The sequence below is a fragment of the Traorella massiliensis genome (assembly GCF_900104665.1).
Classification (GTDB): domain Bacteria; phylum Bacillota_I; class Bacilli_A; order Erysipelotrichales; family Erysipelotrichaceae; genus Traorella; species Traorella massiliensis.
On the sequence record NZ_LT629968.1, the window covers coordinates 50,030 to 72,497 of the forward strand.

At 33.6% G+C, this 22,468-nt stretch carries 25 protein-coding genes; 17 read left to right on the forward strand and 8 right to left on the reverse strand.

Annotation, left to right across the window (positions count from 1 at the left end; translation table 11 throughout):
* Positions 1 to 17: 17 nt before the first annotated feature.
* From BQ5367_RS04685 to BQ5367_RS04705, 5 genes are all read right to left on the reverse strand, one after another.
* On the reverse strand, positions 18 to 626 hold the full coding sequence (locus BQ5367_RS04685; protein WP_071441394.1) for a hypothetical protein: 609 nt from the start codon (positions 624 to 626) through the stop codon (positions 18 to 20).
* Complete coding sequence (locus tag BQ5367_RS04690) at positions 627 to 2,099, reverse strand: UxaA family hydrolase (RefSeq protein ID WP_071441848.1); 1,473 nt, start codon at positions 2,097 to 2,099, stop codon at positions 627 to 629.
* 1 nt (position 2,100) lies between these two features.
* Positions 2,101 to 3,537 carry a tagaturonate reductase gene (locus tag BQ5367_RS04695; RefSeq protein WP_071441395.1) on the reverse strand — a complete coding sequence of 479 codons (1,437 nt, stop codon included), beginning with the start codon at positions 3,535 to 3,537 and terminating at the stop codon, positions 2,101 to 2,103.
* Between the two features lie 102 nt (positions 3,538 to 3,639).
* Positions 3,640 to 4,848, reverse strand: coding sequence for a hypothetical protein (locus tag BQ5367_RS04700; RefSeq protein ID WP_071441396.1), 1,209 nt, complete (start codon positions 4,846 to 4,848; stop codon positions 3,640 to 3,642).
* 2 nt (positions 4,849 to 4,850) lie between these two features.
* Entirely contained in the window at positions 4,851 to 5,243 is a 393-nt protein-coding gene (locus tag BQ5367_RS04705; protein WP_071441397.1) for a helix-turn-helix domain-containing protein, read from the reverse strand.
* Positions 5,244 to 5,448: 205 nt separating this feature from the next.
* On the opposite strand from BQ5367_RS04705, the gene BQ5367_RS04710 reads away from it, so the two are divergent.
* On the forward strand, positions 5,449 to 5,652 hold the full coding sequence (locus BQ5367_RS04710) for a hypothetical protein (protein ID WP_071441398.1): 204 nt from the start codon (positions 5,449 to 5,451) through the stop codon (positions 5,650 to 5,652).
* 161 nt (positions 5,653 to 5,813) lie between these two features.
* Here BQ5367_RS04710 and BQ5367_RS04715 read toward each other — a convergent pair whose 3' ends face one another.
* Complete coding sequence (locus BQ5367_RS04715; protein ID WP_071441399.1) at positions 5,814 to 7,076, reverse strand: tetratricopeptide repeat protein; 1,263 nt, start codon at positions 7,074 to 7,076, stop codon at positions 5,814 to 5,816.
* A 179-nt stretch (positions 7,077 to 7,255) separates the two neighbouring features.
* Between BQ5367_RS04715 and BQ5367_RS04720 the strand changes: the two genes are divergently transcribed.
* The 8 genes from BQ5367_RS04720 (at position 7,256) to BQ5367_RS04750 (ending at position 12,484) form a co-directional block, all read left to right on the forward strand.
* A complete protein-coding gene (locus BQ5367_RS04720) occupies positions 7,256 to 8,497 on the forward strand; it encodes a hypothetical protein (RefSeq protein ID WP_071441400.1) in 1,242 nt (413 codons plus the stop codon).
* Between the two features lie 88 nt (positions 8,498 to 8,585).
* Positions 8,586 to 8,711 (forward strand): hypothetical protein, encoded by a 126-nt coding sequence (locus BQ5367_RS13905; protein ID WP_268874436.1) that lies wholly within the window; start codon positions 8,586 to 8,588, stop codon positions 8,709 to 8,711.
* A 92-nt stretch (positions 8,712 to 8,803) separates the two neighbouring features.
* Entirely contained in the window at positions 8,804 to 9,190 is a 387-nt protein-coding gene (locus BQ5367_RS04725; RefSeq protein ID WP_071441401.1) for a hypothetical protein, read from the forward strand.
* Positions 9,191 to 9,212: 22 nt separating this feature from the next.
* A complete protein-coding gene (locus BQ5367_RS04730; protein ID WP_071441402.1) occupies positions 9,213 to 9,614 on the forward strand; it encodes a hypothetical protein in 402 nt (133 codons plus the stop codon).
* On the forward strand, positions 9,611 to 10,441 hold the full coding sequence (locus BQ5367_RS04735; RefSeq protein ID WP_071441403.1) for a hypothetical protein: 831 nt from the start codon (positions 9,611 to 9,613) through the stop codon (positions 10,439 to 10,441). The genes BQ5367_RS04730 and BQ5367_RS04735 overlap by 4 nt, the downstream gene beginning before the upstream one ends.
* Before the next feature lie 74 nt (positions 10,442 to 10,515).
* Positions 10,516 to 11,154, forward strand: coding sequence for a hypothetical protein (locus BQ5367_RS04740; RefSeq protein ID WP_071441404.1), 639 nt, complete (start codon positions 10,516 to 10,518; stop codon positions 11,152 to 11,154).
* Positions 11,138 to 11,836 (forward strand): hypothetical protein, encoded by a 699-nt coding sequence (locus BQ5367_RS04745; protein WP_071441405.1) that lies wholly within the window; start codon positions 11,138 to 11,140, stop codon positions 11,834 to 11,836. The genes BQ5367_RS04740 and BQ5367_RS04745 overlap by 17 nt, the downstream gene beginning before the upstream one ends.
* 9 nt (positions 11,837 to 11,845) lie before the next feature.
* On the forward strand, positions 11,846 to 12,484 hold the full coding sequence (locus BQ5367_RS04750) for an ATP-binding cassette domain-containing protein (protein WP_071441406.1): 639 nt from the start codon (positions 11,846 to 11,848) through the stop codon (positions 12,482 to 12,484).
* Positions 12,485 to 12,594: 110 nt separating this feature from the next.
* On the opposite strand, the gene BQ5367_RS04755 is transcribed toward BQ5367_RS04750, so the two are convergent.
* Both BQ5367_RS04755 and BQ5367_RS04760 read right to left on the reverse strand, forming a co-directional pair.
* A complete protein-coding gene (locus BQ5367_RS04755; protein WP_071441407.1) occupies positions 12,595 to 13,746 on the reverse strand; it encodes an iron-containing alcohol dehydrogenase in 1,152 nt (383 codons plus the stop codon).
* A gap of 2 nt (positions 13,747 to 13,748) precedes the next feature.
* Complete coding sequence (locus BQ5367_RS04760; protein ID WP_071441408.1) at positions 13,749 to 14,804, reverse strand: transaldolase family protein; 1,056 nt, start codon at positions 14,802 to 14,804, stop codon at positions 13,749 to 13,751.
* Positions 14,805 to 14,882: 78 nt separating this feature from the next.
* Between BQ5367_RS04760 and BQ5367_RS04765 the strand changes: the two genes are divergently transcribed.
* The 8 genes from BQ5367_RS04765 to BQ5367_RS04800 all read left to right on the forward strand — a co-directional run bounded on the left by BQ5367_RS04765 (position 14,883) and on the right by BQ5367_RS04800 (position 22,464).
* On the forward strand, positions 14,883 to 15,647 hold the full coding sequence (locus tag BQ5367_RS04765; protein ID WP_071441409.1) for a DeoR/GlpR family DNA-binding transcription regulator: 765 nt from the start codon (positions 14,883 to 14,885) through the stop codon (positions 15,645 to 15,647).
* Between the two features lie 269 nt (positions 15,648 to 15,916).
* Complete coding sequence (locus BQ5367_RS04770) at positions 15,917 to 17,887, forward strand: BglG family transcription antiterminator (protein ID WP_071441410.1); 1,971 nt, start codon at positions 15,917 to 15,919, stop codon at positions 17,885 to 17,887.
* 23 nt (positions 17,888 to 17,910) lie between these two features.
* Positions 17,911 to 18,444, forward strand: coding sequence for a PTS sugar transporter subunit IIA (locus BQ5367_RS04775; protein ID WP_083383165.1), 534 nt, complete (start codon positions 17,911 to 17,913; stop codon positions 18,442 to 18,444).
* Between the two features lie 157 nt (positions 18,445 to 18,601).
* Complete coding sequence (locus BQ5367_RS04780; RefSeq protein ID WP_071441411.1) at positions 18,602 to 18,919, forward strand: PTS fructose transporter subunit IIB; 318 nt, start codon at positions 18,602 to 18,604, stop codon at positions 18,917 to 18,919.
* A gap of 23 nt (positions 18,920 to 18,942) precedes the next feature.
* Positions 18,943 to 20,043, forward strand: coding sequence for a PTS fructose transporter subunit IIC (locus tag BQ5367_RS04785; protein WP_071441412.1), 1,101 nt, complete (start codon positions 18,943 to 18,945; stop codon positions 20,041 to 20,043).
* A 42-nt stretch (positions 20,044 to 20,085) separates the two neighbouring features.
* Positions 20,086 to 20,970, forward strand: a complete 885-nt coding sequence (locus tag BQ5367_RS04790) for a class II fructose-bisphosphate aldolase (RefSeq protein ID WP_071441413.1) — start codon at positions 20,086 to 20,088, stop codon at positions 20,968 to 20,970.
* A gap of 63 nt (positions 20,971 to 21,033) precedes the next feature.
* Positions 21,034 to 21,789: an SDR family NAD(P)-dependent oxidoreductase gene (locus BQ5367_RS04795; protein ID WP_071441414.1), complete on the forward strand. Its 756-nt coding sequence runs from the start codon at positions 21,034 to 21,036 to the stop codon at positions 21,787 to 21,789.
* A 30-nt stretch (positions 21,790 to 21,819) separates the two neighbouring features.
* Positions 21,820 to 22,464, forward strand: a complete 645-nt coding sequence (locus tag BQ5367_RS04800; protein WP_071441415.1) for an RpiB/LacA/LacB family sugar-phosphate isomerase — start codon at positions 21,820 to 21,822, stop codon at positions 22,462 to 22,464.
* Positions 22,465 to 22,468 lie beyond the last annotated feature (4 nt).

Sequence of the window (22,468 nt, forward strand, 5' to 3'; positions counted from 1 at the left end):
AAAATGCATAGCTTGAGCTATGCATTTTTATTAGCGTTATTAAAAGTTTCAATTATTTTTTCATCCTCAACATAAGGAGTAGAAGCTTCTAAAAGATGACGGATCATCTCATTGTTATGACAAACGATAAAATCACATTTTACTTTAGAAATATCACTATCATTTCCTACCGCAACATACTGTGTTAAAGGAAGATCCGGATATTTTTTCTTTACCAGAATAGCATATTTATCACTTTCAATCTTAGGATTTGCAATTTTAACTGTCTGATTTTCACGACGAATAAACCAATGTTTATCATTTGTTTGACCGGAAACAGTTCCTTTAGGATCAAGACAGCTGATCAAGGCAATCCCTTTATTGTAAAGAAGAATGACAAAACGGCTTGTAATCTTGTGATCATTATTCTGCAATGTAGTAAAAGTCATTCGATGTGTACCTATTTTACTTTTTAGAAAGCTGCTTGTCGATGCGTCTTTACGAATCGTAACCCGATAAAAATATTCTAAAAAGCTTGGTATAAGATCAGGAAAAATACTATGCTTATAAGAAGGATAGAGACGATAAGCCTTAAATCCATAAACAACGAGCAAAGCAGTGATAATACTTAACAAAAAAACTTCCATTTATAAAGTCACCCCTTGTTTGAAAATCGCTATTTCACGACAGTTATGAATTTCATTCTGACACTTATCACCATTGATGATATCAATGATCTTGTCTACTAAATCATCGCTTACTTCATCCAATGTATGATTTTCTAAAAGAACACCGGCATTAAAATCGATCCACTGTGGTTTTTTATTAAATAATGCAGTATTCGTAGAAATCTTAACAGTAGGAACAAATCCCCCAAAAGGTGTGCCTCTTCCTGTAGTAAATAAAACTAACTGTGCACCTGAAGCAGCCATGGCAGTTACACTGACCATATCATTACCAGGTCCATATAAAAGGGATACTCCGGCTTTTTTACGTGCTTCACCATAATTCAATACATCAGCAATGGGACTGGTACCTGCTTTTTGAATGCACCCCAATGATTTCTCTTCAAGCGTCGTAATACCACCGGCTTTATTTCCAGGTGATGGATTTTCATAAACCACTTGATTATAACTCATGAAGTATTCTTTATAACCGTTGATCAAATGAACAATTTTCTCAAAAGTCTCTTCAGAATCAGCACGGTTCATCAAAATATGTTCCGCTCCAAACATTTCAGGTACTTCACTTAGAATAGAATTAGCCCCCAATGTTAACATCTTGTCTGAAAAACGTCCTACAAGCGGATTTGCTGTAATTCCTGAAAAACCATCGCTTCCACCACATTTCAGACCAAATGTAATATCCTTGAAATCAACCTTTTCACGCACATCATGACGCATCTCTTCATAGATTTCATCTAAGATGATATTTGCTTCCTTGACTTCATCTTCAACATCCTGACAATTCATATAACGGATACGTTTTGAATCAATATCCACAAGTGAATCATAGAAAGGCTTTAACTGATTGTTTTCACAGCCAAGACCTAAGACAAGGACACCACCGGCATTAGGGTGCATTACGATATTGCGTAAGATCTTGATCGTATTTTCCTGGTCATTTCCCATCTGAGAACATCCATAAGGATGATCAAAGGTATAAATTCCATCAATGTCACTTAAATCATGACGGCTTTTAAAATTCTCTAAAATATTTCTGGCAATCGAATTAACACAGCCCACGGTTACGATAACCCATAACTCATTACGGATCCCCACTTTACCATTGCTTCTGCGATATGCCATCAGTTCACGATTTGTCTTAACTGTATGTTTATCAAAGGTAACAGGTGTATAAACATATTCTTTAAGACCGGAAAGATTCGTTTTCATATTATGAGAATGAACCTTTTCTCCCTGATGAATCAGACGAGTTGCATGACCAATCGATTCACCATATTTAATGATATCTTCATTTTCCTGAATATCACGCATGGCAATCTTATGTCCGGCATCGATATCATCCAGAAGTTCAAAACCATTTACGACATCATGCTTCAACCCCTTTTCAAGGGCAATCAGCACATTGTCTTTATCATTGATATGTAATGTTTTCATATTATCCAAAATGCTTGACAAGGGCTTTTTTCATACCCAAAGCTAATATGTCATTCACACACTGGCTTACATAGTCAAGGCTTCCTTTCATCTGTGTAAAATCATATTCCCAATGATCCTTCATTGACATCACTTCCTGAACCAAAGCAGCAACATCATTTTGCTTCCATAAACGTGCCCACATTTCAATAAATGCCGGATCATCCATTACTAAAGATGTACCATCTTCTTTCTTCAAAGAATACATCACAAATAAAGAAGCAAGTGAGAATAAAGAATGCTTAGGTAATTCATTTGTTTTTTCATAATAACCAATAGCACTTGGCAATACACGTGTTTTATATTTGGTCATTGAATTCAAAGAAATAGTCAATAATTCATGATAGATCGTCGGATTCATGAAACGTTCCATCACATCGTTTGTAAATTGTTCCTTTTCACTCTGAGGAAGATCAATCGTTGGCCAGACTTCTTCTTTTAAGAAAGCAAATAGCCAATTTTTCAAATATTCATCATTCATCATTTCATTGACTGCACGGACACCATACTGATAAGCAATAGGAACCATACAAGTATGTGAACCATTCAGAATTTTAACTTTTCTTTCCTTATAAGGTTTCACATTATCCGTAACAAGGATATTTAAATCAGTTTTTTCAATTGGTAATACTGTTTTAATAGCAGGATCACCTTCAATGACCCATAAATGAAATATTTCCCCTTTTACGACATTGTTATCAATATAGCCATCCTCTTTCTGCAGACGCTCGATCTGATCTTTTGGATAACCTGGAACGATACGATCAACAAGCGTATTATAGAAAAGATTAGCCTCATTCAGCCATGTAATAAATTCTTCACTATAATGACGATCTAAAGAAAGCTTATTAAGATATTCTTTCAATGTTGAGCCATTGTGATCAATCAGTTCACATGGCAAGATATATAGACCGGCTTCCTTTGATCCCTGGAAGAAATCAAATCTCTTCTTTAAGAAAGTTAAAAGCTTGCCCGGATATGTTGGTGATGTTACCGTTTCATCTGTATCGCTTGGATCATAAGCTATACCAGCTTCTGTTGTATTTGAAAGAATGATCTTCAAATCTTCACTCTTAGCATAATCCAAATAACGCTCATATTCCTGATAAGGATTGATAAAGTCACTTAAAACATCAATGACTTGTTTATGATGGATTACTTCACCATTACTAACACCTTCTAAAAGCAGTGTATATAAACCATCCTGTTTTCTTAATTCTTCTACTCGGCCAAAATCTAATGGCTGTACCACACATACATCTCCATTAAATTCAGCTTTATCATTCATTTCCTGAATAAACCAGTCAATAAAGGCACGCAAAAAGTTACCTTCTCCAAATTGCAGCACTTTCACTGGCCGGCTTTTCTTTTCATGTATTTTTGTACTTAATATTTCCATAATTACCTCCATATCCATTATTTCAAATTCATTCTATCAAAAAAGCCTTACTCTTACACAAGAAGAACATCGTTTTAATGTGGTAATTTTTGGTTTATTATATCAAATCATAAAACGGTATAAACATTTATAATGACCGGTAACAGAAATAATATCTAACAATTCTTCTAATAAAATATCTTTATACAGCAATTGCTGACTTAAATGTTTTAAATCATTACAGATCATCTGTTCTCTTTGAACATAACTAGCTTTTTCTTTATATTTCATGGAATAATAAGCAAAGATTTTTTTTGTTGTTTCATCTTCAAATTGAGAAAAATCTGTTTTGAAAAGATATTTTTTTAATAAATCCTGACGATGGGTCCTTTCTAATACATGGAAAAACAGAAGCGAAGATTCTTTAATGAATATCATATTTAAAGAGATGACTGATAAAAAGTATTGGATACATTCTTCATATAAATTTAAATCATACGCCAAAACAGCACTTTGAATAAAAACATGTGCTTTTAGAGAATCACATAAATCATGATAAAGATAATTGAGACAGTTTTTCATCGTTCCATAAGCTGAAACTGCATCATTGCCTTTTTCTTCAAGCAAAGCCATAGCGCTAAGAAGCAGAATGTTTTCTAAAATTGTAAGAGAGTGATGCAGCTGAATGTCTTGCAACAGACAATAAGCATCAAGAAGTGAATGGGAAGATATGATTGATTCAAGATAATAACCGAAAAACAGTGGTTTATTCTGATATATAGACCACTGCTCATAAATATCTTTGAAAGCTTTTTTTCTAATGGCAGGATACATAAAAAGAAAAAATATAAGTTCTTTATCCTCTTTACAAAGCAAATGATTTAAAAAATAGAAAATATCCAGAACCTCTTTTGCAGGAAGTTTTTCATATAATGATAACTCTAAAACAGCCTTATAAAGTAATAATCTTTCATAGATATAAATCACATGGTCATAATGATCTATTTTTTCATTAACAGTCTTTAAAAGAAGTTCTAAATGATAATTAGAACCAAAAGGAAGTATTTTTAAAAGTCTCTTACCATAATGACAAAGCTCGCTTAAAAGCTTATCATTTAGCACATATGTCATATGAAGCTGATAACATAAGGAGCAATAAAATATTTCATTTTTAGAAACGATTCCTTTTTCAATTCTCACAAGCGTTTTAGGAGAACATGAGAAACAGGTATTCTGAGCCTGTTCTAATAAATCTTTGCGAGAAATATGATTCTTTTGCCGATAATAACCAATTAAAAAACCGATGGCCTGTTTTTCATGATGATAAGGCATGATTATTTATATTTATAAGAAACCATACGAATATTATCATAGATATAGTTTGCTAATTCAATTTTTTGAGATGCATTCATCTTTTTCACATTCACCCAAGGGGATATAAAATCAGAAATTGATTCAATGAATTTATCTGCTTCCGAATTACTTAATAAATGCTTATCAAAAGAATCTATGATACCCGCTTCCTGTAAGAATTGTCTTAAAGTCATACCAAGGCCGACAGCCAATATATTGAGCGTATCAATACTTACTGTTTTTGGTACTTTATTTTTGATCTTTCCGATATAATCGGCACTAATTTGATTATTACAACGCTCAGCCAAAGCCTGATTTGTAAGATTCTGTCTGCGGCATTCTCTCATTAAAAATTCACTTAATTGTTGAATCATACTATCACCTATTTTTATTATAAATTTTATTATGCCCTTTTATAGAATAACATATTCCTAAAAACAGTATCATAGTATTGGAAATCGTCAAAAAATGACCAAATTTGCCACTTTTCCAACACTTAAGCAACTTTTTTACGAAAAATGGAAAAATCGCTTTTTAAAAAATTATTTCGTGTAAAATATAAGGGAAGGAGGAAATGATATGAAAAAATTACTAATTGTTTTAGGAGCTTTATCATTATTGACATCTTTCAATACAAAGATTCAAGCTACAGAAGATCCGGATAAAGATGATATTGTCTGTTTCTATGTAGAAGATGAAGAGGGGAATTTGGAATATGTCTGTGAAGAAGAACCTATAGTGCAGCCATATGTCGTATGTTCACCTGAATGCTGGGGCGTATAGGTAAGAAGCGGTGCTAATAGGCACCGCTTTGTAAAAGGGGGTAAGGTGGATGAAATATCGCCACTATTTAATAAATGAAAAATATGAATTTAGTGCGCAGTGTTTTATATTTATGTATAAAAAATTAACTAATCCAGCGTTATCTCAATTTATATTAATAATTATGAATGAAAATGATTAAATTTATTTGATTGAAGAAAATGATAAAAACTTTTATAATCTCTGGTTATGGCAACATGGGCTAACATTTCTTCAGTTAAGATATTTTGATAAAGTTCGCTATATTTACATAACGGTATCAATTGATTTAAGATCAGATCTGTTAACAAACGATGTTTCTGAATGAGGGTTAAAGGCCATAAATGTTTAATTTGATAATATTTAAATATTTTAGATACCACCTCATTGTGAAATGAAAGTGTCTGAGAGTCTTTTAATAAATTTATTAAAAGTGAAATCTGATTTGTTTTTTCAAGAGCATCAAATAAAAGCAGATGATTATAATTTAGCTGTTTATATGAAGCATGATAGCATATTAAAGCATTTTGAATCGCCTGCTCATATTGTTTCATCGCATAACAAACAATCGTAGCACGCATATGAAGGCTTAATAGAAGCTGATCTGGATAATCAGGATTTGATTTAATCAAAGCGAGGATCTTACAAATCGTCTTGTATGCAGACTTTACATCATTCATATTTAACTGAATCATGGCCATGATACTATATATAGTAATTTTTTGATAATCACTTATCTGGTTCTTTATTTGGATATAAAAATTTTTAATTCTATGATAAGCATCAAAAGGTATAAAATTTTGACTTATATGAAGCAGGTGATTTTGAATAAACAAAGGATCTGTATAAAAAGGAAGACATTCTTGTTGGATCTGGCTACGGTCTAAATATGTAACTACATTACATATCTGATATAAAAAATAAAGAATTAGTTTCTTATCTTCATGATTGACCATCTCTTTTAAAGCCAAATATAAATCAATTGTTGAACGGGATGGCAGGTTTTCATTTAAATGATAATCTAGAATATCATGAAAGAGATTTAACATTTCTTCAAAATAAATGACATTATTCATAAGATAGAGACTTTGTTCGATATCATAAAGAAGTTCTGTCATTAATGATTTTGAGAAAACATGTAAAGAGGAGATTAATTGATCATGGTATTGCTGAAGCAGTTTCACATCATTTTCTTCAAGAGAAAAATGCATATTCAAACTGACAGCAAGATAATCATAATAATGATCGCTTACTACGGTTCCTTCTTCTATTTTTTTAAGTGTCTTTAAAGAACAGATCTTTTTACCATTAGAAATTTGAATGATCTCTAATTTATCAATATTCATTCTTTGCCTATAAAACCCTAAAAGCTTACCAATAACTTTCTTTTCATAATTTCCATTCATAATATCATTATAAAAAGAATTGATTTAAAAATATAAATATTATATTCATCGTTTTATGAATATCTTATTTAAGAGGGAAGATAGAGCATATCGTATAAGATGACTTTTATAGAAGGGGTAGAAGTTGTCTGAGAAAATTCATTATTGTATAATTATTGTATATGGGAAGTAGGGATAGAATGTTGTTAACTGAAACAGAAAAGAAAAGATTAGGGAAACTTTTTGATTATTATCGCATTAGTAGAGGAATCAACATTAAACAAATAGAGGGTGAAGGATTATCTGCTTATTCTACGTTTCATTATGCGACCAAAGGGAAAGTAATCAAAAACGATGAATTTTATCTCAATTATCTTGATTACTTTGGTTTAAGTTTTAAGTGCAAAGATAACTTTGAAGAATGGCTCAGTGATTATTTGATACGTTTAGTACATGTCTTTGAATATTATGAAGAAGATCGTTTTGATGAGTTGTATCATGAAATGATTCAAGAACTTACACCCTATAAAGATTCTGCTATCTATCATGAATATATATGCGTATTTGAATATCTGTTTGGTTATTATCGAGAGAATAAGTATATGCGTTTAGAGGAAGTGAATGATTGTCTAGTTATGATCAAAACAGATATCATAGAAGATGAATTAAAGATATTGCTTTTAGATTTAATGTTTCGTTCAAATAATGATTTTATAGGAAGTTATAAGCTGGCAGATAAGATTATTTTATATATTCAGAAATTTGAAAATCATCCGATGATGAAATATCAATTGGCTTTTTATAATAAATATGAATGCCACTTCCTAAAAGCATTAGAATTATTTAAAGAAAGTTTAAATATTTTTGAAGAGCAACAAAACAAATACTGGCAGATCAAATGTAGATTAAGCATCTATGGTATTTATCGAAATACTGATGATTCTTTAGCACAGAAAGAAGCTAAAAAGCTTTTAGAAATGAAAAGAACACAGGATATACCGAATGTTTTAAAGAAAAATATGAATTATAGTCTTGGTATGGATAATTACTTGAATAAAAGATATGATACTGCTTATCAATTATTTATGGAAAATATTAAAAACCATCAGTCTTTAAATGAATTGTTATTTGTATGTAGTATCTGTTCGCATAAACAAATGGATTATCCAAAAGAATTATGTGAGGAAAATATAAAAACAAGATATGATGTCGATTATTTAAGATATTTTTTAATGGTAAAAGAAGGGGCTAGCGATGATGAATTAGTGGAATATATCATGAAGCGTATAATTCCTGATCAGCTAAAATATCAGAAATATTATCACCCCTTTTGGTCGCTGATGGAATATGAGATGGAGAAGATTGCTTTAAGAAATACAAAGCATAAAAAAAGCTATTTGAATTTTCATCAAAAAATGAATGAATTTATAAGAAATGCCTAAAATTGGGCATTTTTACTTTTTTATTCTATTTCTTGCAATCGTTTACATCGTTATTTACAATATAAGTAGAAATAAGGGGGGATTTCAAATGATTCCAAAATTGATAATATTACTTTCACTTCTGTTTAGTGGAAGTGGCTGTAAAGCTGTCAGTCCCGACAAAACAGTTATTGAAATGGTTATTTGCCCGGGACCAGGGTGCGATCCAAGTTAGATGATTTTAAAAGAAGAGAGGAGTGAAAAGGGAAACTGAAAAAGAATAGAATATTTTATAGAAAGAGTCTTAAAGTGAAAAGAGGTGTCAATATGAAGAAAGTAAGGAAAGTTTTATTATCTATATTTTTATTAACTGGATTATTTGCTGTTATAGGGCAAAATGTAAATGCTAATTATGGAAGTTTTAAGAATGTAACTGTTTCAGAAACTCAGCTAACAACGCTTGCAAAAGAAATTAAAAAAACAGATACTGGGAAAACTACCATTACTGATTTTGAAGCAGAAGGTAGAGTCATTATTTGCTTTTATGTATATAATAGCAATACAAATAATTTAATCTATCAGTGGACACAATGGTCAGATGTTACTTCTAAATCAGTAACTGCTGGCGCAATAGATGGACAGTATTATACTTTAAAGGCGAAACTTTTAGATAGTGCTGGTTCAATTAGAGTTACTGGAAAATTCAAACCATAGAAAAAAACGAGGAGGTATAAGTGTGAAAAAGGTTAAAATTTTATTAACAGCCATATTGATTTCTGGTATATTTCTTACAAATGTAGAAGCTAATACTAGAAGTTGGACTGGTAAAACAATAACTTATTCAGGTACAACAGTTGTTACAGGTTTAACAAAACCATCCATATCTACAAGTAGTGGAACGATCACTTATTGTTTGGAAACTACAGCAGATTGGATAAATATTTACTTTGATTTTTACAATGAAGAAGGTAATCATGTAGGAAATCAAATATCTACTGCATATAAAGGTAAAGGAGCATATAGCAGTTATTCTTTTACACCATCGTTTATAATGACTACTGGAAGTTATACTGTAAAAGCAAAACGTCAAAATATATGGGATTCAGGTTTAATTTCTAATGGATCCATAAAACTATGAAAAAGATTTGGATTCGACATTTTCTGAAAACACTTGTATTGTTTCTTATTTTGTCTGCGATCATGTTTTACACACAGACTAAAGATTATTTGATTGCCAGATTTGGCGAGCCAACTCCTGAACAGCTGTATTTTGTGAACGAATTAAATAATACGAATGAAATATATTATGCAATGTGTACACCTTTAGAAACAACCTTTATGTGGGGGATGAGTTTATGGCAGATTCTGATTCCTCTTATATCAACGTATTCAGTATTTTCATTTCTTGTTTATAAAGATAAAGTGATGCATTTTACAGCAATAAGAAAAAATAAATATTCAAGAGAATTGATAAAAAATATAATATTGACCGCCTTGATTGGCGCTTTGGCTGTTTACATAGGATATGTCATCGTATTTGAATGGGCAGCTGCCTATTTTCCGTCAAGAAGTTTGCTTGGTGAAGAAATCATTGGCAGTTATACAATGTTTGCGGATATATTTGGCAGGGAAACACTGATTGAACACTATCATTTGTATTATTTGGCCGAAGGATTTGTGTCATATTTTTTGATTGCTTTGGAGTTTGGCTTGCTGACGATATATGTATCATTAAGAACAGATAAGAAGTATTTGGTCGTATTGATCCCGTTTATCTTTTATGTCATCAGTGCATTGATGGGATCAGGGGAGCTGGATTATTATTCAGTATTAGCTTATACAGCCCCGTCTACTTATCAGTATATAATGACAACGTATATGGTATGTTATCATGTAATAGTTTTGGGAGTATTAGGTGGAATATTATACAATTATATTAAAAAAAGTAAGGAAAGAATTGTATAAATAATCTGATTTATAAGCAATCCCATATAAAGTATTTGCTTTATATGGGATTTAACTAGAGGAGTGAGATCAAGATGATGAAAGAGAAAATTTCATTTTATTTTAACTATATTACCATTGGGCTCATGATTCTTTTTTCATTTTTTCTAGCTTTCGATATTACAAAAGTTTTGGGATATTTTAACGGAGAAATGCATTACAGCATAGGAAGTAATTTTCAGCCTCTTTTAATCATTTATGTGGGTGAGTTAATGTTATTATTTTTCAATCAGGAGCCTATGGAAATGATGGTAACAAGATATACTTTTTGGTTAGAATATATTATTGATCGAATTTGTCGTAATATGGTTCTGATCCTAGTGTATTTGATTTCTGTTTGTTTAATACTTTTTGTGACTGGTATGTGTAATATATTAGAAGTTATTCAAGTTTATTGCTATCAATGTTTCACTGCAATGTTATTTGTGATGATAATGATATTTTTTGAAAAGATTGGTAAAAAAGATTGGTCCTATATTTTCTTTCCAGTGGTATTATGTTCATCAATTATCACAAATAATGATTTTCTTCAATCAATAAATATATTATATGGTTTATATCCTAATGGACCTAATATGCAGATATCACATTTTATTATTTATCTGTTTCTATATGCAGTAATTTATTGGCTGATTACAAAAGGGAAAGAGATTGCTTATGATGAAAGTAATTAGATTTATTTTGATTCAGATTCTATATATTTCTATATTTTTGTTTATTTTGTTTGAGGCACAATCACAAAGTTTATATTTTAAAGGGAATGAATTTTCAGAAATATTAAAGTCTGCATCTTTTTATTTCACAAGAAGTCCTATGGCACAAATTCGTTTATTTATTTTCTATTCATTATTTTTTACAATCGTAAGTATTGGTATGCTTATGGAGTTGTCAGATGAAGCTGGATTAGATAACTTTATTATATATCGTTATCAAAGTAAGAAAAGATATATTGAATATAAATTTAAAAGGATAGCTAGAAAAAGTATTGAACAATTCATAATAATATTCATATCTGTTTTTCTAGCGAGTTTATTTTTTATGATTTTGACTGGAGATTATAAATTCTCAATTATAAGTTTTATCATGATTATTATATTTAGTATAAAATTTATGTTTGTATATAGTTTTATGTCAATTTTGGCTAAAATGCTTCTAATTCGTTTGAATGTTAATATAATTACAGTGGTTATTTTAACCCTTTATATCATTATAATGATGCTGGATATTAATTTTGGTGTTTTAGATTTGTTGTTCTTTTCAGATTCAATGATTGGTATGATACAAGGTATTATTAGTTTGATTGTTTGCAGCACGATTTATTATCAGGTCTTAAATTATAGAAAGGAAATAATATAGGTAAATATTATGGGTATTGAGTTAGTTGAAATTACAAAGGGATTCAAAAAAAGACCTCTATTTCATAGCTTTAGTTATGTGTTTGAAAAAGGGAAAACTTATGTTATCTTAGGAGATAACGGAGTAGGTAAGAGTGTTTTGTTAAGAATAATTTGTGGTTTTTCGGTGTGTGATTCTGGGAAAGTGGTGATTGATGGAAAACAGTTAGGAAAAGAATATGATTTTATTCAAAATGCAGGTGTTTGTATCAATAGTCCAGATTTTGTTCCATATTTAAGTGGAATTAAAAATTTAGAAATGGTTGCAGCTATAAAGAAGATATGTAATAAGGATGATCTATATAAATGGGCGGATATCTTTGAAATGAAAGATGAAATTGATCGTACTTATCGGAAATATTCGATGGGAACGAAACAAAAGCTACGTCTAATACAGGCGTTTATGGAAGACCCTGAGTATATAATTTTAGATGAACCATTTAATGGTTTGGATCAGAGTGTCAAGAAAAAATTAATTGTGCTTATTCAAGAGGAACAGAAAAAAGGGAAAACGATAATTCTTACCAGTCATTATTTAGAGGAAGTTTCGCAAATTAATTGTGAGATCTTAGAAATGACCAAAAATCATTTAGAGAAAAAGATTGTATAAAGTTTAACATTTTATTATGATTTATATCGTATTATTTATATAGATCGAAACTTATCGAATTTATCTGTTGTAAAAAAGCCTCCTGTTTGTAAGTAAACAGGAGGCCTCTATTATTTATAAATTTCTTTATATAAGCGAATCATATCGTTGACTTTAATTTCTTTTCTTGTGTTGCTTGGTGATCCGCTGGCATAGGCATCATTTGCCATCTTATCGATACATCCATCAAATGTTTCCTTATCAATGCCATATTCACTCATCGTAGGAATATTCATCTTGGCAAGGAAATCTGTTAGATAGCTGATAAAGTCATTGGCAGCTTTTTTATCTGAAGTGCTGGTTGATACACCTGTATAGCGAGCAATGTCAGCAAAACGTTCATAAGCACCATCAACTACATATTTCATGCAGCCTTCTAATAACATGGCGTTGCTTAATCCGTGAGGTACATGGAAAAGGGCACCAATTGGACGGCTCATGCCATGAACGATCGTTACAGATGAATTGTTGAAAGCAATACCTGCTTCCAGGGCAGCAAGTGACATCTGAATACGTGCTTCTTCGTTAGAAGGTTCGTTGTATGCAATCAGAAGGTTGTTGAAGATTCTTTTGATCGCACTCAGTGCAAATGTGTCGGAAAGTGGCTGTGCCTTTTTTGAAGTATAAGCTTCAACGGCGTGGCAGAGAGCATCGATACCTGTAAAACTTGTTACTGATTTTGGGGCGCTCATTGAGAATGCTGGATCGATGAGAGCAATATCTGGAATGAGACATGCACCTTTTAGAAGCATTTTTACTTCTGATGCAGTATCGGTAATGATCGTAAACATCGTTGCTTCACTACCTGTACCAGCTGTTGTTGGAATTGCAACCATCTTTGGCAGATCCATTTCAATATTTTTACCCATGTAAGAGGCAATTGGTTCTTTTGATTGATTCATCATAGCAATTGCTTTCATGGAATCGATTGGAGAACCACCGCCAATGGCAATGAGGAAATCACATTCATTTTCCTGATAGACTTTAACGCCCTCTGATATCATAATATCATTCGGTTCACCGCTAATACCGGCATAGATAACAAATTTTTGATCATTAGCACTTAAAATATCAATGACTTTCTGAGCATTTCCCAGTTTGATCATCGTTTCATCTGTTACGATCAGCGCTTTTGTACCGCATGATGCAATCGTGGCTTGGGCATCATTTAATGCGTTGGAACCGCTGATGATCTTAGATGGAGTTAAAAATGTATGGGCCATAATTATTTCACCATATAGCCACGAATTAATTTACAGAGGTCATCATAGCCTCCTAAGAATGAAGTGATCGTTGCTTTAAAGGCTCCATAATGTTCGAAGTCTTCTGGCTTTAATCCATCTTCATCATAAGCTTTACGGAATTCTTCAAGTTTCATCAGTTTAGAAAGATAATCTGGATTGACAGGCTGACTCATATAGTCTTTGATTTCATAATTTGATTCATTGTATTTTAGCTGCCATGCATAAGGTATTGTCAATACAATGTCACCGCCGACAAATGAAAGCCAGTGATAAGGATTTCTATAAGCTGCAACTAATAACTGTGTACGATAACCTCTTTCCTGATAGATCTGATAAGCGTGTTTTACAACCGCAACACCAGCCCATTCCAAAATTTCAGGTTCTACGAGCATACCTTTGGCTTTGATATCATTTTTCAGATAATCATCCACACGTCCAGCCATGATCGTACATACCGGGTGCATCGTATCAGTTGGCAGTCCTTCTGCTTCACGGCGTTTCAATCCTCTCTCTACTGCTTCCGCTACGGCAATGGCCTGAGAAACAGTGAAGGAAACAGTGGCATTGATGCTGACACCACGATAGGTCATCTCTTCATAAGCTTCAATACCTGCCTTTGATGCTGGCGCTTTTACCTGTGAATTTTCAACAGTAGCGGCCAGATCACAAGCATGTTCAACCATCTTGGCAGCATTATTATAGAATTTTGCGTTCGTTTGGAAAGAAATACGTCCTTTTTGTCCATTTGTTTCCTTAAATATAGGATATAGAAGCTTGCTTGCTTTGGCTCCCATTGATTTGATCACTTCCCAAGCTACTTCGTCTTCACTAAAAGTCGGGTTATCAGCAATGATTTTTTCAATTGTTGGTTCCCATTCTTTTAATTCTTTTTTTAATACGTTTAGTACGATCACTGGATTTGTCGTTGCGCCTACGGCACCATTTTCGATTGCATAGCTTAGTTCGTTGCAGCTGCATGAATCATTCCAAACTTGCGTTTGTGGAAATTTTGTGACAGTCTCTAATAATTTTTTCATTTGCCTTTTACCTCTTTCCTTATTCTTTATTGAAAAAATTAAAGTGAATCGCTATAATGTTGAGGGGATGGTGATGAGATGAAATATAATCGAATCAATGAAATAGAAGCTTATCTTCGTAAAGTAAAGTCATCAACAAATGAAGAACTGCTGGATATTTTTAAAGTTTCCATGCAGACGCTTCGCCGTGATTTAAAAGAGTTGGAAGATCGCAAGGTTGTCAGCAAGGTATATGGCGGTGTCGTTATCAATGAAGATGATTCCATGAAAGGGAAGACCCTTATTGATATAAAGCTACGTATGAGTTCTCATCTTGAAGAGAAAAAACGCATTGGCGAAGTAGCTGCAAAAGTTATCGAAGAAAACGATGTTGTTTTTATCGATTCAGGTACGACAGCTTGTCATATCATTCCTTATCTAGATAAGACAAAGAATATTACCGTGGTGACAAATAGTATCCTAGCAATGGAAGCTTTAAAAGATTGTGAGGATATGAAAGTGATTCTGCTCGGTGGTGAATACTGTCCTCGTATCCGTGGATTTAACTTTGATATAACCCATGCACATTACTATTATTCAAAGGCTTTTCTGGCAACGGTTGGGCTTTCACTGACAAGAGGATTGACGAATATGGATCCACAAGATGGAATTTTAAAACGTCAGGTGATAGAACGTTCGGATCAGGTCTATCTGATGTGTGACTCTAGTAAAGTTGGCTGTGTAGCTTTCAATCGCTTTGCAGAACTAGAAATGATTGACGCATTGGTTACGGACAAGCTTCCGGAAACTAAATACATGAACTATTTCAAAAAACATCAAATCAAAGTCATTACACCTCAATAATCTTTGATTACAAGTACATTTTAGGTCAAGTTACTCATAATGTCAACAAGATATTATCAAAAGTTACTCATAAAAAAGTAAAAAACCAAATAATTTTAATGAAGTGGAGTATTTCTCCACTTTTCTTGTAAGGTGAGAAAATTGAAAAAAATCAATATAATCGTTATAATAGGATCAATAAATAAAAAATTACCACATTTGTTTCCATGTTTCTTTTAGTGAAAAAAGGAAATCTTGTGATAAATTACACATGAAAGGAGTGAAAGAGCTTGAACGATAACAAATCGAATTACTACACTCAGCAAATATTGAAAGCCTTTTTAGAAAATGATATGGTGACAAACAATCAGTTGGCAAGTGAGATAGGTTTGTCAGAAAAAACGATTCGCACGAAGATCGATGCCATCAATACGATGCTGATGGAAAATGGTTTAGGCGAAATTTGCAAGAAGCCTCGAATCGGCATGTGGCTGAATGCTGATGAATATCAGCGCAGTAAGATTCTGATGAATATTACGAGTTCAAACAGAGATGTCATTCAGAATGATCAGACACGAATGATTGCGGCTTTGCGCAGAATTCTTAAAATGAATAGGACGACGAGTTTAACTACAAGACAGCTGGCAGATTCTCTCTATCTTAGTGTGCCGACCGCATTGAAAGTGATCAATGACTGTAAAGACTGGTTAAAGATTTTTTCTATTGATCTAAATATTATTCGTAATAAAGGCTTAGAACTTGAGTGCAGTGAGGTTAGCTATCGCCTGGCTTTAAAGAATTTTATTATGAAAATGGAGAATACTTCGGATATTGATGCCAGTATTCTGTATTTTATGCCGGGATTAAATTTGAATCTGATTCGAAAAAGTATCATTTCTACAGAAAAGGAATGGGGCTTTAATCTGGCAGATGAATCATTTAATGAAATTCTGATTTACTCTTGTATGAGCGTTTTTGAATGTATGCAGGATAAGCGCAAGTCACTGCAGATTTCAAAAAGCGAACTAAAAACGCTGTCACAGTACAGCGAATATCGTCTTGCGGAAATGGTATTCAAAAAGATTACTGAAACGATGGACCTGGAGATTCCGGTAGAAGATATTGCATTCTTATCTATTCAGATCTTATGTGCCAGGATGATCGATCAAGGTTATAACGGTACCGGTCTGCATTCGATTCTGGAAGAATATGACTCTAAGCTGGAAGCTTTTGTCAAAAAGGTCATTGATGTGGTCAGCAATGTTACAAATGTTGATCTAACCAATGATGAAGAACTTTATCGTGGCTTATTGCTGCATTTGCGGCCAATGATTTTCAGAATGAAGTATGAGCGTACCTATACGAATGAACTTACAGGTTACATTAAAAGTGAATTAAAACAGACACTGCGTATTTCCTGGCTGATTTCTGTACTTTTTGAAGAAGATTTTGGCTTAAAGATCACGGAAGACGAATTAAGTTATATTGCGCTTTATATTCAGTCAGCACTGGATCGTAATTCAGCGCCAATTACTGCAGTTCTCGTATCAAATGCGAGCATGGGTATAAACCAAATGATCTGTGATAAGCTAAAGCGTTCCTGTGATGAGCTGAAAACGATTCGTGTCAGCAGCATGCATGATTTTAATATCCGTGACTGTGAAGATGTGAATCTGATCATTACGACCAAACATTTATATCTGGAAGATCCTCGTATCGTGGAAATCAGTGATTGGCTCAATGATACAGGTGTTAACAAGGTGAAGGAAAAAATTCGTCAGATTAATTATCAAAGTAATGAAAAAAAGGTACATTTTGATGCTGCCTGTCACCAGCTTTTTGAACCGGATCTGATATTTGTTCACCAGAAAGTCAAGGATAAGGCAGAACTTTTGAATTTGATTGGCAAAAAACTAGTGAAAAAGGGATACGTTACAAATAAATATATTCAAACGGTTTTTGATCGTGAAAATATTACACCGACCTCAATTGGTAATGGAGTAGCCATTCCTCATGGAGACCAGAATGAGATCAATGAGGCAAAAGTAGCTATTGCAACATTGCAGGAACCTATTTTATGGGATAGTGAAAAGGTGGATGTGGTCTTCCTGTTAGTTGTGAAAATGTCAAATGAATTTGAGGCTAATCGAACGCAGATGTTTTATAAGCAATATATCAAGCTTGTAGATAGCGATGAGAAGGTCAACATTTTAAGAAGTATTGAATCAAATGTTGATTTCTATACATATTTGGTTCAATAAGCAAGCATTAGGAGGTAAAAAATATGGCACTTATAGATATTTTAGATGAGAAGATTATTGATCTTGAAGTTGAAGGAACAACAAAAGATGAGGTATTGAGAAATTTAAGTCAAAGACTATTAGAAAATGATTACATTACAAATGTGAATGATTTTGTATCAGACATTTACGTGCGTGAAGCAGAAGGGCCTACAGGTATGGGTAATCACATTTCAATTCCTCATGGAAAAAGTGATGCTGTGAAGAAGATCGGTATTGCCATTGGACGTACAAAAAATATGATCAAATGGGAAAGCAGCATGTCAAGTGATGGATTCCAGGATACAAATATCATTTTCTTGTTCTGCGTAAGTAATGATAATGATTTTGCAGCTAATCATATGATGCTGTTGGCTGAATTGGCTGGAAAACTTGGAAATGATGCTCGTGTTGCGAAATTACAGGACGTTACAACTAAGAAAGAGCTGATCGATGTGATCTTGAATGAGCCGGAAACTGGTAATTCAGGGGATAATCAGGAAGATGAAAATTTTGATGTTGATATCAATTTCTCTTAATAAAATATTCAAAAAATGCTCATAAACTAGACACAAAATAAAAATAAAGCAAAAATTACCACATTAAAATTACCACTTAACTTTTACTGAAAGGGTTTACGAGTGATAAATTATGAGTGTAGTTAAGCAAGTCATTTAGAAAGTTGAGGTGAAAATAATGAGAATCGTAGGTGTTACATGCTGTACTGCAGGTATTGCACACACTTACATCGTAGCTGAGAAGATCCAGGCTGCTGCAACTGAAGCAGGTCATCAGTGCAAGATCGAAACTCAGGGAACGATTGGTGCTCAAAGCCAGTTAACAGCTGAAGACATTGCTGCTGCTGATGTTGTTATTTTAGCTCATGACATCGCAGTAGGAGGAGTTGAAAGATTTGCTGGAAAACCAGTAGTCGACATTCCTATTACTGTTGCAATGAAAAATCCAAAGAGTTTGATTGCAACTATTGAAAAAAAGTTAGCTAATAAAAAATAAAAATTTTAAAGAGGGGTAAAATTATGTCAATAAGTACTGTTAAAAAACACGTTATGACCGGTATTTCCTACATGATCCCAATGGTAGTTGCCGGAGGTATTCTTGGCGCACTAGCTAAAGGTCTTGGTGGATGGCAGGTAGGAGATCTGGCACCTAATGCTGATGGAGCTGCAACAATTTTCTCTAACTTAAATATGTTAAATTGGGGACAGTTCTGGTGGTCAATTTCTAAATTATCTGATTATGCAATGAGCTTTGCTTGTGGTGTATTAGCTGCTGGTATCGCTTATTCAATGTCTGAACGTCCAGGTATCGTTCCAGGTTTCATCATTGGTTATACTGCTAACCAGGCTAAAGCTGGATTCTTAGGTGCTATGGTCATGGCATTCTTCATTGGATGGTTAGTAAATGTATTTAAGAAGATCAAACTTCCTAAAGCTATGATGGGCTTGATGCCAGTATTGATCATTCCAGTTTGTGTAACATTTATTTCAGGTGTTGTTTTCTTCGGTGTAGCAATGGCTCCAATGACTTGGATTATGAATTTATTGTTAGACTGGATTACTTCACTGAACAGTGGATCTCAGTTTATTGTTGGTGCTGTTATCGGTGCTTGCATGGGCTTCGATATGGGTGGTCCTATCAACAAGACTGCATCTATGGCTGCTAACGCATTGATGACTGATGGAATCTATGCACCAGAAACTGCAAAGATCATCGGTGGTATGACTCCACCTCTGGGAGTTGCTATCTCTACATTCTTACAACCAAAGAAATTTACTCAGGCTGAAAGAGACACAGGTATTTCTTGTATCTTTATGGGACTTTGCTTCATCACTGAAGGTGTTCTTCCATTCGCAGCTAATGACCCAGTTCGCTTCATTCCTTGCTCAATGATCGGTAGTGGTATTGCTGGCGGTTTAGCAATGATGTTAGCTATTGAGACACCTGCTGCTCATGGTGGTATCTTCGTTATGCCATTATCTTCTAATCCATTAATGTGGGTTGTATGCTTGCTGGTTGGTTCTGTTGTAACTGGTGTATTATATGCCATCGTTAAGAAACCATTGGCTGAAGAAGATGTAGTCGAAGAAGAAATCGTAGACTTAGACATTAACCTATAAAATATTTAAATTAAAAGGAAGGAAAAGAGGTAGAAATTAGTTATGTATGTATCAATGAAAGATATCTTAATGCATGCTCATAAACACAATTATGCAGTTATGGCAGTAAATAGTGTAAACATGGAAATGGCTCGTGCAGTCATTGAAGCTGCTGAAGAAGAACATTCACCTATTATTATCAATATTGGAGTTGGCCAAATGGCAAAGCTGGCTCATCCAACTGAAATGGTTCCTATGATTAAAGCAATGGCAGAACGTGCAAACGTTCCAGTAGCGTTGAATCTTGATCATGGACAGAAATTCAGTGATATGGTAGATGCAATTCATTGGGGATTCTCAAGTGTAATGATTGATGCCTCTTCCTATCCTTATGAAGAAAACGTTAAGAGAACTTCAACTATCGTATCTTTAGCTCATCCTAAAAACATCTGTGTTGAAGGTGAGTTAGGACACGTAGGACAGGCTGCTGATGGCGATAACTCTAGAGATGATCTATATACAAATGTTGAACAAGCTGTTCAGTTTGTAAAAGATACAGGTGTGGATGCTTTAGCAGTTGCTATCGGAACAGCTCATGGAAATTATCCGAAAGGTTATGTTCCAGTTCTTGATTTCGAAAGACTTGCTGAACTAAAGAAAGCTCTTGATATGCCGCTTGTATTACACGGTGGTTCAGGTTCAGGTGAAGAAAATATCCGTAAGGCTGTTGCTGGCGGTATTAACAAGATCAATGTTTGTACTGATGCTTTCCATGCTGCAGAAGATGCTATGAAGGCTGCTTGGGAAGAAAAACCAGGACTGAACTATCTTGAAATCATGATGGTTGCAGAAGCTGCTATTAAAAAGTTTGTTAAAGATTATATTCGTGTTATTGGTTCAAATGACCAGTACATCTATGGTGAAACAGTTACTGTAGGTAACGAATAGTTTTAATAAAGGTGGCTGTTATAGCCACCTTCATTTTTGAGAAAATAGGAAAGAGGTAGAAGGATGTTTGAATTAAATGGAAAGGTTGCATTAGTAACCGGAGCCAACAGAGGACTTGGTTTTGCTATGTGTATGGCATTAGCAGAAGCGGGTGCGGATATATTTAATGTTGGTAATGATAATGATGATGAAATTAAAGCAGCTGTTGAAAAAACAGGACGCCAATATCGTTATTATTTCGCTGATCTGTCAAAACCTTCAAAGGCTTTATCTGATAAAATTGTAGAAGAAGTGGTTAAGGAATATGGCCACTTGGATATTCTATTAAATAATGCTGGTGCAAATCGTCGTACACCATTCTTAGATTATCCGGAAGAAGATTGGGACTTTTTGATCAATCTAAATTTGAAGAATGTATTCCACATGTCACAAAGTGCTGCTAACCAAATGGTGAAGCAGCAGACAAAAGGCAAGATCATCAACATTGCCAGTATGCTTTCATTTACTGGTGGTATTTATGCACCGGCCTATGCTGCAAGTAAAAGCGGAGTCATGGGTTTAACAAAATCGATGGCCAATGAATTATCTAAACTTGGAATCAATTGTAATGCTATCGCACCGGGGTATATGGATACACCGATGACAAAACCAATGCAGGAAGATCCTGTACGTAATAAAGAAGTATTGGACCGTATCCCTATTGGATATTGGGGAAAACCAGAAGTTCTTAAAGGACCTGTTGTTTTCTTAGCTTCTAGTGCTTCTGATTATGTATGTGGAGCTACATTGCCTGTAGATGGCGGATGGCTGTCACGTTAATATAAATAAATGGGAAAAGGAGAAAAAAGTATGAAAATTGCGTTAATGAATGAATTTAGTCAGGCTTCTAAAAATGCTCTTGTTTTAGAACAGTTAAAAGATGTCGTAGAACCAATGGGACATACTGTATATAATACAGGAATGTGTAAGGATGGCGATGATCCTTATTTGACATATTTGAACTTAGGTGTTCAGGCTGCGTTATTATTAAACTCTAAGGCTGTTGACTTTGTAGTAACAGGATGTGGAACAGGTCAGGGTGCTTTGATGGCTTTAAATGCATTCCCTGGTGTTGTTTGTGGTTACTGCATTGAACCAAGTGATGCTTATTTGTTCTTACAGATCAACAATGGTAATGCTCTTTCTATTCCTTATGCAAAAGGATTTGGCTGGGGTGCTGAATTAAATATTCATACAATATTTGAAAAAGCCTTTGGTTCTCCAAAAGGAATGGGTTATCCAAATGAACCAGGTAGAAAAGAATCTCAGAATAGAAACGCAGCTAATCTGTTTAAGATGAAGGAAGCTATTGGCAAAGATTTAATCTCTGCATTAAAAGCTATCGATCAGGATATTGTAAAACAGGCATTATCTCCAAGATTTTTGGAATGCTTCAATGAAGGCTGCCAGGTTCCTGAATTAAAAGCTTACGTTGATGAATTACTAGCAAAATAGGAAC

Coding starts and splice junctions, on each gene's coding strand:
- BQ5367_RS04685 (WP_071441394.1), bottom strand. CDS start 626: ATGGAAGTTTTTTTGTTAAGTATTATCACTGCTTTGCTCGTTGTTTAT.
- BQ5367_RS04690 (WP_071441848.1), bottom strand. CDS start 2,099: ATGAAAACATTACATATCAATGATAAAGACAATGTGCTGATTGCCCTT.
- BQ5367_RS04695 (WP_071441395.1), bottom strand. CDS start 3,537: ATGGAAATATTAAGTACAAAAATACATGAAAAGAAAAGCCGGCCAGTG.
- BQ5367_RS04700 (WP_071441396.1), bottom strand. CDS start 4,848: ATGCCTTATCATCATGAAAAACAGGCCATCGGTTTTTTAATTGGTTAT.
- BQ5367_RS04705 (WP_071441397.1), bottom strand. CDS start 5,243: ATGATTCAACAATTAAGTGAATTTTTAATGAGAGAATGCCGCAGACAG.
- BQ5367_RS04710 (WP_071441398.1), top strand. CDS start 5,449: ATGAAAAAATTACTAATTGTTTTAGGAGCTTTATCATTATTGACATCT.
- BQ5367_RS04715 (WP_071441399.1), bottom strand. CDS start 7,076: ATGAATGGAAATTATGAAAAGAAAGTTATTGGTAAGCTTTTAGGGTTT.
- BQ5367_RS04720 (WP_071441400.1), top strand. CDS start 7,256: ATGTTGTTAACTGAAACAGAAAAGAAAAGATTAGGGAAACTTTTTGAT.
- BQ5367_RS13905 (WP_268874436.1), top strand. CDS start 8,586: ATGATTCCAAAATTGATAATATTACTTTCACTTCTGTTTAGTGGAAGT.
- BQ5367_RS04725 (WP_071441401.1), top strand. CDS start 8,804: ATGAAGAAAGTAAGGAAAGTTTTATTATCTATATTTTTATTAACTGGA.
- BQ5367_RS04735 (WP_071441403.1), top strand. CDS start 9,611: ATGAAAAAGATTTGGATTCGACATTTTCTGAAAACACTTGTATTGTTT.
- BQ5367_RS04740 (WP_071441404.1), top strand. CDS start 10,516: ATGATGAAAGAGAAAATTTCATTTTATTTTAACTATATTACCATTGGG.
- BQ5367_RS04745 (WP_071441405.1), top strand. CDS start 11,138: ATGATGAAAGTAATTAGATTTATTTTGATTCAGATTCTATATATTTCT.
- BQ5367_RS04750 (WP_071441406.1), top strand. CDS start 11,846: ATGGGTATTGAGTTAGTTGAAATTACAAAGGGATTCAAAAAAAGACCT.
- BQ5367_RS04755 (WP_071441407.1), bottom strand. CDS start 13,746: ATGGCCCATACATTTTTAACTCCATCTAAGATCATCAGCGGTTCCAAC.
- BQ5367_RS04760 (WP_071441408.1), bottom strand. CDS start 14,804: ATGAAAAAATTATTAGAGACTGTCACAAAATTTCCACAAACGCAAGTT.
- BQ5367_RS04765 (WP_071441409.1), top strand. CDS start 14,883: ATGAAATATAATCGAATCAATGAAATAGAAGCTTATCTTCGTAAAGTA.
- BQ5367_RS04775 (WP_083383165.1), top strand. CDS start 17,911: ATGGCACTTATAGATATTTTAGATGAGAAGATTATTGATCTTGAAGTT.
- BQ5367_RS04780 (WP_071441411.1), top strand. CDS start 18,602: ATGAGAATCGTAGGTGTTACATGCTGTACTGCAGGTATTGCACACACT.
- BQ5367_RS04785 (WP_071441412.1), top strand. CDS start 18,943: ATGTCAATAAGTACTGTTAAAAAACACGTTATGACCGGTATTTCCTAC.
- BQ5367_RS04790 (WP_071441413.1), top strand. CDS start 20,086: ATGTATGTATCAATGAAAGATATCTTAATGCATGCTCATAAACACAAT.
- BQ5367_RS04795 (WP_071441414.1), top strand. CDS start 21,034: ATGTTTGAATTAAATGGAAAGGTTGCATTAGTAACCGGAGCCAACAGA.
- BQ5367_RS04800 (WP_071441415.1), top strand. CDS start 21,820: ATGAAAATTGCGTTAATGAATGAATTTAGTCAGGCTTCTAAAAATGCT.